The 10,748-nt window shown below is 63.0% G+C and carries 8 protein-coding genes; 4 read left to right on the top strand and 4 right to left on the bottom strand.

Annotated features, from left to right (window positions below):
• The first annotated feature begins 270 nt into the window (after nucleotides 1–270).
• Nucleotides 271–621 (top strand): histone-like nucleoid-structuring protein Lsr2, encoded by a 351-nt coding sequence (locus HMPREF2874_RS08930; protein WP_049333459.1) that lies wholly within the window; start codon nucleotides 271–273, stop codon nucleotides 619–621.
• 812 nt (nucleotides 622–1,433) lie between these two features.
• The gene (locus HMPREF2874_RS08925; RefSeq protein ID WP_070650012.1) at nucleotides 1,434–4,004 is read left to right on the top strand and encodes an ATP-dependent Clp protease ATP-binding subunit; all 2,571 of its coding nucleotides are present in this window, start codon (nucleotides 1,434–1,436) and stop codon (nucleotides 4,002–4,004) included.
• 106 nt (nucleotides 4,005–4,110) lie between these two features.
• Here HMPREF2874_RS08925 and HMPREF2874_RS08920 read toward each other — a convergent pair whose 3' ends face one another.
• On the bottom strand, nucleotides 4,111–5,127 hold the full coding sequence (locus HMPREF2874_RS08920; RefSeq protein WP_070650011.1) for an HhH-GPD family protein: 1,017 nt from the start codon (nucleotides 5,125–5,127) through the stop codon (nucleotides 4,111–4,113).
• 92 nt (nucleotides 5,128–5,219) lie between these two features.
• On the opposite strand from HMPREF2874_RS08920, the gene HMPREF2874_RS08915 reads away from it, so the two are divergent.
• Nucleotides 5,220–6,011 (top strand): hypothetical protein, encoded by a 792-nt coding sequence (locus tag HMPREF2874_RS08915; RefSeq protein WP_070650010.1) that lies wholly within the window; start codon nucleotides 5,220–5,222, stop codon nucleotides 6,009–6,011.
• 122 nt (nucleotides 6,012–6,133) lie between these two features.
• Here HMPREF2874_RS08915 and HMPREF2874_RS08910 read toward each other — a convergent pair whose 3' ends face one another.
• Nucleotides 6,134–6,346 (bottom strand): phosphoglycerol transferase, encoded by a 213-nt coding sequence (locus HMPREF2874_RS08910; protein WP_070650009.1) that lies wholly within the window; start codon nucleotides 6,344–6,346, stop codon nucleotides 6,134–6,136.
• Between the two features lie 104 nt (nucleotides 6,347–6,450).
• Nucleotides 6,451–7,527: a DNA integrity scanning diadenylate cyclase DisA gene (gene disA, locus HMPREF2874_RS08905; protein WP_070650026.1), complete on the bottom strand. Its 1,077-nt coding sequence runs from the start codon at nucleotides 7,525–7,527 to the stop codon at nucleotides 6,451–6,453.
• Nucleotides 7,528–7,759: 232 nt separating this feature from the next.
• Between disA and radA the strand changes: the two genes are divergently transcribed.
• A complete protein-coding gene (gene radA, locus HMPREF2874_RS08900; RefSeq protein ID WP_070650008.1) occupies nucleotides 7,760–9,211 on the top strand; it encodes a DNA repair protein RadA in 1,452 nt (483 codons plus the stop codon).
• An 89-nt stretch (nucleotides 9,212–9,300) separates the two neighbouring features.
• Here the strand turns inward: radA and HMPREF2874_RS08895 are convergent, their stop codons facing one another.
• The gene (locus tag HMPREF2874_RS08895) at nucleotides 9,301–10,695 is read right to left on the bottom strand and encodes an FUSC family protein (RefSeq protein WP_246823806.1); all 1,395 of its coding nucleotides are present in this window, start codon (nucleotides 10,693–10,695) and stop codon (nucleotides 9,301–9,303) included.
• Between the last annotated feature and the right edge of the window lie 53 nt (nucleotides 10,696–10,748).

Raw genomic sequence — 10,748 nt, 5'->3', positions numbered from 1 at the left:
GCCTCCAACCACACTCAACTCTGAAGAGCCCGTATTGCCGATGATTTGGGGACGATATTCCCCGAAAATATTCCTCATATTATTCTCGGGTGTTATTTACCCGTCTATTTTGCCGGTTTGCGCAATGAACGCCCCCGGTATTTCTGTTACGATATATAGGAAATTAGTACATATGTATATCCGGCACACTTTTTCTCTATCAATTTTCGATAGGGGCTTCAGGGTTTTGCACCCATAGGATATATGCAACAGATGAGGGAGGTGCCATTTATGGCACAGAAGGTTCGCATCATCCTTGAAGACGATCTGGACGGCGGCCCCGCCGACGAGACCATCCGCTTCGGCCTGGATGGCGCTCACTACGAGATTGACCTGTCCTCCGCCAACGCCGCACGTCTGCGCGACGCTATCCGTCCCTTCGTAGCTAAGTCCCGCCGCGTGCAGGGCTCTGCTCAGCGCACCCGCGCACCCCGCGGTACCGCCGCTCCGGTCAAGCGTAACCCCGAGACCGCAGCGATTCGCGAGTGGGCTAAGGCTAACGGCCACAAGGTTTCTGACCGCGGCCGCATCCACCAGGACATTCAGGATGCATACTACGCAGCAATGAAGGAACAGGCTTAATTTCTACCCCCTTCGGGTTTTGCTCCGCGCGGAGCAAATGCATTGTGTACGCTCACGGCGGATAGCGATAATCGCTATCCGCCGTGAGCGTTTTTATGTGGCGGTAAATATCGGGGCCGCGGCGGGAGGATTTGAATTATCAATCCTGGAGGGTGGGGGAAAAGCGTGCGGTGTCCTACCGAGGCACCGGCATTTTTAATTTACTTGTAAAACATATTGTTGGCGGCGGAGAGTGCAATTTCTTGCACCTGTCGGAATATACAGACGGAATGTCGATATCATTGCGTCCGTATTTATAAGGGCATAGCCCCAGATTGATTCTCTCCGCGCGAATAACTCATGAGCGATGAGTGTGCGTGTCATTATTTCCGGGATTATTCACCCGTTCGTGGCATCGATATCTTTATGTATTTTTACGCGCTTTAGGGAATGATGGGGAAGTCGTGGAGCATTTAGTGCGATTCTCGCGCAAGCCCAGGAATTCTTGTCACCCCATCGGGTGATTGGCGTGCATATACTTTGAAAAACAGTGCGTATTCTGCAATATTCGGGATTCTCTGCAGATAATCTGCGCCTATCGTATTCCTATACGTGGATTTTTCTGTGTTTGTGTTCGGCAATATGTGCATTCGAGTGTCGCGAGGCAACCCTCAAAAAGGTGCCGGGCGCCTCGAAGATGAGCGACCGCCCCCGCTTGCCTTCCGCCCGCGCCCTTTCCGTTCTCTTGATGGCGAACAGGCGCCCACACGCGGGGCAGAAACCCGGCGCTCAACGTACTCTTGTATCAATAGGAAAATGCAAGGAGTGCGTAAATGTTTGAACGCTTTACCGACCGAGCTCGGCGCGTTGTGGTGCTTGCCCAGGAAGAGGCACGCATGCTCAACCACAACTACATCGGTACCGAACACCTGCTGCTCGGTCTGATTCACGAGGGCGAAGGCATCGGTGCACGCGCCCTGGAATCATTGGGCGTTACCCTGAACGCAGTACGTGAACAGGTTCAGGACATCGTCGGCCCCGGCCCCCAGGCCCCCAACGGACACATCCCCTTTACCCCCCGCGCGAAGAAGGTTCTCGAACTGTCCATGCGCGAGGCTATTCAGCTGAACCACGGCTACATCGGCACCGAGCACATCCTGCTCGGTATGGTGCGCGCGAATGAGGGTGTGGCAAACCAGGTGCTGGTCAAGCTGGGTGCTGAGCCCGCCGCCGTGCGCCAGGCCGTCATGGACCTGATTTCCGGCTACCCCGGCAACAACTCCGGCGAGAAGGAAACCGCCGGTGTGGGTGCGGGTAACTCCCGCGAAGGCACTCCCGCGGGTTCCACGATTCTGGATCAGTTCGGCCGCAACCTCACCGCCGCAGCGCGTGAGGGCGAGCTGGACCCGGTGATTGGCCGTCACCACGAGATGGAACGCGTCATGCAGGTTCTCTCTCGCCGTACCAAGAACAACCCCGTGCTGATTGGTGAGCCCGGTGTGGGTAAGACCGCTGTGGTCGAGGGCCTGGCCCAGGCCATCGTGCACGGTGACGTCCCCGAGACCCTCAAGGACAAGCACCTGTACACCCTGGATCTCGGCTCCCTCGTGGCCGGTTCCCGCTACCGCGGTGACTTTGAGGAACGCCTGAAGAAGGTCCTGAAGGAGATTCGCTCCCGCGGCGACATCATCCTGTTCATCGACGAGATTCACACCCTGGTGGGTGCCGGTGCCGCCGAAGGCGCGATTGACGCCGCCTCCATCCTCAAGCCCATGCTGGCCCGAGGTGAGCTGCAGACCATCGGTGCAACCACCCTGGACGAGTACCGCAAGCACATCGAGAAGGACGCCGCCCTGGAGCGCCGCTTCCAGCCGATTCTGGTGGACGAGCCCTCCCAGGAGCTCGCCGTGCAGATTCTGAAGGGTGTGCGCGATAAGTACGAGGCTCACCACCGCGTCACCATCACCGACGAGGCGATTGAGACCGCCGTGAACCTCGCGGCACGCTACATCTCCGACCGCTTCCTGCCGGATAAGGCCGTCGACCTGATTGACGAGGCCGGTGCGCGCCTGCGCATCAAGCGCATGACCGCTCCGCCGGAAATTAAGATTCTGGACGAGAAGGCCGCCAAGCTGCGCCAGCAGAAGGAAGAGGCCATCAACTCGCAGGATTACGAGAAGGCAGCCGGCCTGCGCGACCAGGAGCAGAAGGTCCTGGCCGAGAAGGAAGCCGCAGAGAAGGAATGGCGCGAGGGTGGCGGAGACGCCTACGGCGTCGTGACCCCCGAGGTGATTTCCGAGGTTCTGGCCGCCTCCACCGGCGTGCCCGTCTACAAGATCACCGAGGAAGAGTCCAGCCGCCTGCTGACCATGGAGCAGGAGCTCCACAAGCGCGTCATCGGCCAGGAACACGCCATTGCGGCCCTGTCCCGTGCGATTCGTCGTACCCGTGCGGGTCTGAAGGATCCGCACCGTCCCGGTGGCTCGTTCATCTTCGCAGGTCCGACCGGTGTGGGTAAGACCGAGCTTGCTAAGGCCCTGGCCGAGTTCCTCTTCGGTGACGAGGACGCCCTCATCACCCTGGACATGTCCGAGTACCAGGAGAAGCACACCGTCTCCCGTCTGTTTGGTGCCCCTCCCGGATACGTTGGCTACGAAGAGGGCGGTCAGCTGACCGAGAAGGTGCGCCGCAAGCCCTTCTCCGTGGTCCTGTTCGACGAGGTGGAGAAGGCTCACTCCGACCTGTTCAACTCGCTGCTGCAGATTCTTGAGGACGGCCGCCTGACCGACTCGCAGGGTCGCGTGGTGGACTTCAAGAACACCGTGATCATCATGACCACCAACCTGGGTTCCCGCGATGTGAACCGCCGCATCCCGGTTGGTTTCCAGGCCATGGACGATTCCGCCGCCGATTACGAACGCATGCAGGCTCGCGTGATGGAAAGCCTCAAGGAGCACTTCCGTCCCGAGTTCCTGAACCGTGTGGATGACATTATCGTCTTCCCGCAGCTCTCGGAATCCGAGATTCTGCAGATTGTGGACCTGTTCGTGGGTCGCCTGGCCAAGCGCCTGGCGGAGCAGGATATGTCCATCGAGCTGACCAACGCTGCGAAGGTCCTCATGGCGGCTAAGGGTTACGACCCGTCCATGGGTGCCCGTCCGCTGCGCCGCGAGATGCAACGCAACATCGAGGACGCCCTGTCCGAGAAGATTCTCTTCGGCGACATCAAGCCCGGCGAGAAGATTACCGTGGACGTTGAGGGCGAGGGCGACTCCGCGAAGTTCGTCTTCTCGTCTCAGCCGATGAAGGAGCTCTCTCTGGAGTCCGTGGAGGAGCCCGCGAAGGAGGGTGAGTCTTCCGAGGCTCCCGCTTCCGAGGTCCGCGAGGGCCAGGGTAACGACTAGGCTCTAGGCCGCTAAACTCTAGCGCAATAAACGCCCGAGGGGCGGTACCGGTTATTCGGTGCCGCCCCTCGGGCGTTTGCGCGTTCTAAGGCCCTCTGGGGCCCTTCTAAAGCGAGACGAGCACCCGCCCGCCCTCCGGTACCTCACGGGCCAGAGAATCAGCCAGAAGGCCCGCGTAGCAGCGCTGCAGCTGTTCGGAGGCAGGGGAGAGCGCGTACAACGCCTTGAGCGGGCGGTGCACCTCGGCCGGAACATTCGCGGGGAACACCAGGTCGGGCGAGGCGGCAGCACCGGTGGCCGAGGCTGCATCCAGGATGAGGCTGCGCTCCACGGGCTCGTGGGCGGCGCGGAGAACCGCCATGACGGCGCCGCGCACCTGGCGGTCCGTGCCGTGCCAGGCCTGGCCCTTTGGCGTGTACTCGGCCTCGGGCCGGCCGGCCGCAATCCAGGCGCATACATCCTGCACGGGGCACAGCTCGCAGGTCGGGGACTTCGCGGTGCAGACCAGCGCGCCGAGCTCCATGGTCGCGGCGTTCCACACGCAGGAGGTTGGGGTATCGGCGGGCATGAGTGCCTCGGCCAGGCGGGTTTCGGTGGCCGTCAGCGAGCGGGAGGGGAGCGCCTTGCCGCTGACGGCGCGGGCGTGCACGCGGCGGATATTCGTGTCGATAACCGTCTCTCGCAGACCGAACGCGAAAACGCTGATGGCGGCGGCCGTGTAGGAGCCCACGCCCGGTAGGTCGAGGAGTGCCTCGTGGTCGGCGGGAACCTTACCACCATGCCGCTCCACAATCGCCACGGCCGCCCCGTGCAGGCGCTGGGCGCGGCGCGGGTAGCCCAGGCGACCCCAGGCGCGCACCGCCTCCGAGACGGGCTCGGCGGCCAGGTCTGCGGGGGTGGGCCAGCGGTGCATCCACTCCTCCCAGACGGGCAGGACGCGCTTGACGGGGGTCTGCTGCAGCATGAATTCGCTGACCATCACGCCCCAGGGCGAGCAGTCGTCGCGGCGCCAGGGCAGGTCGCGTGCATTCTGCATGAACCAACCGTTAATGCGTTCGTGTAATAGATCCGGCTTGATGCCTTGTGGGGGGTGATTTGCGGGGTCTGCTGCTTCTGGAATCATCAGAAAAGCCTACGTCACGGGCTATATATTCCCAAAACGGCATGGAATGGGTTCATGGTGAATCTAAGGTTGAAACCCGGTATCCTTAGAGTATGTCTGAAAACGGTCCCGTTCTGCCTCCCGAAGTTTACCGCCGCCGTCGCATCGTGGCGGTTGTTGCCCTGCTCGCCGTCATTCTCCTGCTGGTTGCGGGCGTGACGAGCATCGTCGGCATGATTAACAACAAGAAGGACGCCACCGTCGCCTCTACCGCGACGGCCACCGGTGCGCCCTTCCAGAGCTTCAGCGCGCGTCCCTCCGAAACGGCCTCGGCAAGCGCCTCCGCTTCGGCAAGTCCTTCTGCCTCCCCGAGCGAGACGGCGACCAAGAGTGCCTCCCCTAATGCCACCGAGACCAAGGCTGCTGAAACCAAGAGCCCCGAGGCAAAGCCGAGCGAGGCCAAGACCGCGCAGGCCACCCCCTCAGCCACCCCGAGCGCAAGTGCGGCGGGTGTGGTGGCAGCCTGCACCGCGAACGACCTGAAGGTGACCGTCACCCCCGCGAAGCGCACGTTCGCCGCGGGCGAGCAGGTCTCGTTCCACGTGACCTACACGAACTCCTCGAAGACCCCCTGCGCCGTGGGTGGTGAGGGTGCGAATACCGGCGTGGACCTGAACATCACCTCGGGATCGGCGCAGGTGTACACCCGTAGCCTGTGCACCGCGACCACCCTGCCGAAGGCTGAGGTTGCCGCGGGCGCCGAGGGCGCAACCGACCTGGCCTGGGATCGCAAGATCAACGTTCTGGGCTGCTCCGCCGCTTCGAACGCCCAGAAGGGTTCCTACTGGGCAACCGCAACGGTGAACGGCGTAACCTCGACCCAGGTGAACTTCGTGATTCAGTAGTCGCTTCGCCGAGCCCCCATAGTTTTCGCCCGTGAGCGGGCGTGAAAAGCCCCCGCACCGGATGCTCTCCGGCGCGGGGGCTTTTCGTATAAGGCTGTTGCGTGGCGCTACCTGGAGGTGTGCTACTTGGAGGTGCGGGGCTTGGCGAAGCGGCGCTCAGCCAGGTAGCCGAGCAAGCTGCCGAAAGCGGTCCACTGCAGGGCTGCTAGAAGCAGGGTGGGAGGGTCGGTCACCTCAAAGGAATTGGGAATGACTCGGAACCACAGCAGTGGCAGGTAAATCAGAAAAAGAATGGGGGAAGCCCACACAAAGAACGGGACGGAGCGCTTGGCCATAGTGACCTCCTCGTGACGTGTTATGGCCTGGACGAGGGGAAACCTCTGTCAGCACATCATAACCCGGGACCGTTCTCAATTGCTAGGGGGTGTACCCGGGTGATTTAGAGGTAACGCTCCAGGCTGCTTTCCGCCATGCGGGTCAGCTGCTCGCGCACCGTGCGGGCGCGCGCCTCACCCACGCCGTCCACGGCTCGCAAATCCTCAAGGGAAGCCGCCATGAGGGCCTGAAGGCTTCCAAAGCGCTCCACGAGGCGTTCGGCAATCGCGTTCGGAATACTCGGAATACCGTCCAGCAGACGGAAGCCGCGCGGCTGCAGGGGAGTCTCCAAATCGGGGTTCTCGCCAAAGCCGACGGCGCGGGCAATCGCGCGCAAATCGACGATGTCCATACCGTCTAGGTTCTGGAGCGCCTGCACGCCGGCGGCGATCAGCTCATCATTCGCCTCGGGCAGGTAGTCACGCAGAATCAGGTCGCTGGCGGTCATCTCGGGCGCGCGCAGCTCCTCCAGCTGCAGGGCAATCAGGCGGCCGTGCACGCCAAGCTCCAGCACGTAGTGGCTGACCTCGCGGATAATGCGGTTCACCATCTCCATGCGCTGAAGGGTCATCGCCACATCCGCCAGGGACACGTTGGACTCAATCTCCAGGGCCGAGAGCGAGGAAAGCACCGAGCGCAGGCGCTTCTTATAGCTTTCAAGGGTCTGAATCGCCTGGTTTGCGCGGGCCATGAGGTACTGGCTGTCCTCGACTGTGTAGCGGGTGCCGTCAACGTACACCGAAATCACGGACATTGAGGCGCTCACCGAAATCACCGGGAAGCCGGTCTGAATCGCGGTGCGCTCGGCGGTGCGGTGGCGGGTGCCGGATTCGTTCGTATCGATGGAGGCGTCCGGCATGAGCTGCACGCCGGCGTGCAGCAGGCGGGTGGCATCGCGGTCGCAGATGATGGCGCCATCCATCTTGGCCAGCTCGCGCAGGCGGGTTGCCGAAAACTCGGTGTCGATGCTGAAACCGCCCGAAGACATGGAGGAAACGGTGCGGTCGGAGCCGAGTACGATGAGCGCGCCCGTGCGGCCACGCATGATGCGTTCCAGGCCCTCGCGAAGCTCGGTGCCGGGGGCGATTCGGGCGATAGTTTTCAGCAAAAGGTCACTATAATTCATCTGCACGAAAACCATTGTACCCATAATCGCACCTAAAGGGCGATGTCAGGGGCGAAACGGCGGGCTAAAGTGCCTTAAAAACGAATAGATATTCTTGATTTTTAAACGGTGTCGAAACGCTACTCTCCGGGAGGCACTTGCGGTTTCCCCGGACGGTTTTACGGGCGCGGGCCGCCCCGCTGTACGCCCGCCGCGAGAGATGACCTTCGCCCCGGTAAGAAAGCGGGCCCGCCCCTACAATAGAGCCATGAGCGCCCGCACCAAGACCACCAAAACCGCCCCCGCCTACCGCTGCACCGAATGTGGCTGGACCACCGCCAAGTGGGTGGGCCGCTGCGGTGAATGTCAGACCTGGGGCACCGTCGAAGAAGCCGCCGGGGGAACCCGCGCGCGCACCCGCGCCGCATCCAGCGTGCAGAAGCCCGCCCAGCCCATCGCCGAGGTCGACTCGCGCGTTGCCGCCTACATGAGCACCGGAAACCCCGAATTTGACCGCGTGCTCGGCGGCGGACTCGTACCCGGCGCGGTTATCCTCATGGCGGGCGAGCCCGGCGTGGGCAAGTCCACTCTGCTGCTGGACGTCGCCGCCACCTTCGCGCGCGGCACCGCCGGGATTGCGGGGCAGAGGGGCGCGCAGAACCGTACGAACACCCCCGCGCAAAAAGCCCAGCCGCCGCGCCCGGTCCTGTACATTACCGGCGAGGAATCCGCCGCGCAGGTCAAGCTCCGCGCCGACCGCATCGGCGCCATCGCGCAGACCCTCTACCTGACCAGCGAAACCGACCTCGGCACCGCCCTGGCGCACATCGAACAGATTGACCCGGCGCTGCTGGTCATCGACTCGGTGCAGACCCTCGCCTCCGCGGAAGTTGAGGGTAGCGCCGGCGGCGTCACCCAGGTGCGCGAGGTCGCCGCCTCCGTGATTGCCGCCGCGAAGGAACGCAACATGTGCACCCTGCTCGTGGGGCACGTGACCAAGGAGGGCACCATCGCGGGCCCGCGCCTGCTCGAGCACCTGGTGGACGTGGTCTGCCAGTTCGAGGGCGACAAGCACTCGAATATCCGCATGCTGCGCGCTATTAAGAACCGCTTCGGCCCCACCGACGAGGTGGGCTGCTTTGACATGCACGAGGACGGCATCGCCCCCGTGCTGGACCCCTCCGGCATGTTCGTCTCCAGCACCCCGCACCCGGTGGCGGGCACCTGTGTAACCGTCACGATGGAGGGTCGCCGCCCCCTGCTCGCGGAGGTTCAGGCGCTGCTGGATCAGGCGGTGGCACCCGCCCCGCGCCGCACCGTTTCGGGTCTGGATTCGGCGCGTATCCAGATGCTCCTGGCGGTGCTGCAGCGCCGCGCCGGGCTGAACGTGGGCAAGCTCGACTGCTACGTCTCAACGGTGGGTGGCGCGAAAATTGCCGAGCCCGCCGCTGACCTGGCCTGCGTCATGGCGCTCGCCTCGGCGGCGCAGAATAAGCCGCTGCCGCGCAAGCTCGCGGTCTTTGGCGAGGTGGGTCTGGCGGGCGAGGTGCGCGCCGTGCCGGGCATCCGCCAGCGCATCGCGGAGGTGGGCCGCCTGGGCTTCACACACGTGCTGGTGCCCGCCTCCCCGACCGGTGTGGGGGACGTGCCCGAGGGTGTGACCGTACGCGAGGTGACCACCCTGGGCGAGGCGCTGGCACTACTCTTCCCGCAGAAGTAAAACAGCAAAAGCGAGGAGGGGGCTCCCGGCTGACGTAAAGGTCGCCGGGAGCCCCCTCCTCTATACTTTGCGGCTGGTCGCCGACCCCGTTAGTCTCGGCGAACCTGCGAGGGACGGTCGGTGCGCGGCTGGGAGGCGTTCTCCTCTTCGTTCTCGAACAGCATGATGTTGATCGAACGGGTGTGTAGCTGATCGGGCTGTCGCTGGATATTCTCCGAAGCGTTCTCCGGAACGGAACCCGTCACGGTGGCGGCGCCCATTTCGGCGGCGCGCGCCTCCATCTCTTCGGGGCTCACGTGCAGGTCAATCACCGGCAGGGAGGAGGTGCTCGGGGCGTGCTGCGTCATGGCCTCGCCCAGGGGCATCAGCTTGTCCAGGGCCTCCTTGTGGCTCATGCCGGTGGCCTCCATGAAGTCCACCACGATGAGGCGCAGCATTAGCACCAGCGACTCACCCTCGAAGGAAGCCACACCCATGTAGTGCGGGTCGAGGGTTCCGGCCAGGCGCACCATGCGGTCCTGCGCCTTCTTCATGTAGTGCTCGCGCTCCTCCTTCTTCGGCGCAGACATGCCCAGACCGATGCTCTGGGAGGCCAGTGACAGCTCGTCTAGAGCCTTGCTCAGCGATACCTGAGCGGCCGAACGCAGCTGCACGTGGCGAATGGTTGAGGCCATGCGACGGTTGAGCACGCGGTCGTTACGAATGGCCAAATCCACCGCGGCGAGGGTCTTCGCCAGGCGTTCCAGCTCCTCGCGGTTCTTGCGGCTATTCCACGACAGGTCGTTCATGCCCTGCGCGGTGATGAGGTCGCCGCGGCACGCATCGTAGAGCGGCTGCAGGGCGCGCGCATCGAGCAGGCTCTGGTACGCCTTGTTGTAATCGTAGTAGCGGATTGCCTCGGAGGAGAGCTGGAAAACCTTCGCGAACGCATCCATGAGGGCCTGTGCGCGGGCACGCGGGTTCTTGCGCGGGTCGCGCGGCATCAGGTACATGGTGAGGAATGCAAAGGCGCCACCCACAATGCCGTCGAAACTGCGGGTGAACGCATCGTCAGGTACGGGCAGTAGCAACGTGAAACAGGCCTGGAAGCTGAGCTGAATCGTAAAAATAATGCCCTTATCAATAAATCGGGCAATAATCACGGTCAAGAAAAGCACCACTGCCGCCTGCCAGGTGCCGTGACCGAGCAGGATCAGCAGAAGGTCGCCAATGAGAATGCCGAGGGTCACGCCGAAGGAGACCTCAAGGATTCGGCGGGAATGCTTGGCACCGCTTACATAGCCGAGGGATACGAGGGCAGCGACCGGCGCGAAAATGGGCTCGTGGTGGCCCAGGACGCGCTCAGCGAAAAGCCAAGCGCCCATAGACGCCGCAACAATCTGCACAGACTGAAAGAAGTCTGCTCGGACTCGATGAACACCCTCACGGATGAACTGTCGAGTACTACGTTCTGCGTTGCGAAGAATGTCTGCGAATTGTGCCATGGGAACCATCATACCGTCGAGCCGAGCGGGGTGAGGGGAGGCCGGGTCTCACG

The organism is Rothia sp. HMSC068F09 (genome assembly GCF_001812775.1).
GTDB lineage: Bacteria > Actinomycetota > Actinomycetes > Actinomycetales > Micrococcaceae > Rothia > Rothia mucilaginosa_A.
This window is presented reverse-complemented; position numbering and strand designations above follow the sequence as displayed.

Bases quoted from the DNA above. Each gene is read 5' to 3' on its own strand.
- HMPREF2874_RS08930 (WP_049333459.1), top strand. From the start codon at position 271: ATGGCACAGAAGGTTCGCATCATCCTTGAAGACGATCTGGACGGCGGC.
- HMPREF2874_RS08925 (WP_070650012.1), top strand. From the start codon at position 1,434: ATGTTTGAACGCTTTACCGACCGAGCTCGGCGCGTTGTGGTGCTTGCC.
- HMPREF2874_RS08920 (WP_070650011.1), bottom strand. From the start codon at position 5,127: ATGATTCCAGAAGCAGCAGACCCCGCAAATCACCCCCCACAAGGCATC.
- HMPREF2874_RS08915 (WP_070650010.1), top strand. From the start codon at position 5,220: ATGTCTGAAAACGGTCCCGTTCTGCCTCCCGAAGTTTACCGCCGCCGT.
- HMPREF2874_RS08910 (WP_070650009.1), bottom strand. From the start codon at position 6,346: ATGGCCAAGCGCTCCGTCCCGTTCTTTGTGTGGGCTTCCCCCATTCTT.
- disA (WP_070650026.1), bottom strand. From the start codon at position 7,527: ATGGTTTTCGTGCAGATGAATTATAGTGACCTTTTGCTGAAAACTATC.
- radA (WP_070650008.1), top strand. From the start codon at position 7,760: ATGAGCGCCCGCACCAAGACCACCAAAACCGCCCCCGCCTACCGCTGC.
- HMPREF2874_RS08895 (WP_246823806.1), bottom strand. From the start codon at position 10,695: ATGGCACAATTCGCAGACATTCTTCGCAACGCAGAACGTAGTACTCGA.